Source organism: Janthinobacterium sp. FW305-129 (assembly GCF_020858115.1).
GTDB lineage: Bacteria > Pseudomonadota > Gammaproteobacteria > Burkholderiales > Burkholderiaceae_D > Janthinobacterium.
On sequence record NZ_JACYMM010000038.1, the window covers coordinates 1 to 1112 of the forward strand.

A 1112-nucleotide genomic window follows, 5' to 3' on the forward strand; every position below is an offset into this window, starting at 1 on the left:
CCGTATGCGTATTCGGTCAGCAGTGGCGCCTTGCCTGCCGGCCTGGTGCTCGATGCCGCCAGCGGCCTGCTGAGCGGTACACCGACCGCGTTCGGCAGCTTCACTTTCACGATACGCGCGGCGGACGCGCACCTGTTCAGCGTGCAGCAAGCGTTGACGCTGCAGGTGAACCAGGCGCCGCCGCCCGTGGTCAATGAGTCGGGGGCGACTTCGGCCAATCAGGAGGTGAGCCTGACCATCGATGCGGCCGACGGCAGTCCCATCACGGCAGTGACCATCGTCACGCCGCCGAGCCATGGGCGGGTCGATATCGTTTCGTCGGCGCGCATGGCAGGTCTGGCACGCGGGGTCGCCGCCGCGGCTCCGGCTGTCAGCCGCTTCATCGTCACCTACACGCCGAACAAGGACTATTTTGGTCCGGACAGCTTCAGCTATACGCTGACCGGCGCCGGCGGCGTATCGGCGCCGGCCACCTTCAGCCTGGTGGTGGCGCCGCAGCCGGTACCGGTGCCTGTCGCCAAGACGGCGACGGTACTGGCCGGCACGCCGGTGACGCTGCAGGTGACGCAAGGTGCCACCGGCGGTCCGTTCACGGCGCTGGCCATCACCACGCAGCCGGCCAGCGGCACGGCGGCGGTTAATGGCCTGGACATCGTCTACACGCCCGGCATCAACACCAGCGGCGACATCAGTATCGGCTACACCGTCTCGAACGTGTTCGGCACCTCGGCGCCGGTGACGTCGACGATTTCCGTCAATCCGATGCCGCAGGTGGCCAGCCAGAGCGCCACGGTGGTGGCCGGCCTGACGGTCACCGTCGACCTGACGGCGGGTGCCACGGGCGGCCCGTTCACGGCGGCGAATGTCCTGAGCGTCGCGCCGGCCGAGGCGGGCAAGGCGGTGGTGCGCGACGTCGGCACGGCCGGCAAGCCGTCGTACCAGCTGAGCTTTGCGGCCTCGGGCAAGTTCGCCGGCGCGGCGGTGGTCAGCTACACCCTGAGCAATGCGTATGCCACCTCGAAGCCGGGCGTGGTCAACGTCACCGTGACGGCGCGGCGCGACCCGTCGCTCGATCCGGAAGTGATCGGCCTGCAGGCGGCGCAAGCCGATGC

At 69.2% G+C, this 1112-nt stretch carries 1 protein-coding gene; it reads left to right on the forward strand.

Going from position 1 to position 1112, the window contains the following annotated elements; all coding sequences use genetic code 11:
* Positions 1-1112 (forward strand): Ig-like domain-containing protein (locus IGS61_RS27695; RefSeq protein WP_230542498.1); only part of this gene is annotated, 1112 nt, incomplete at both ends.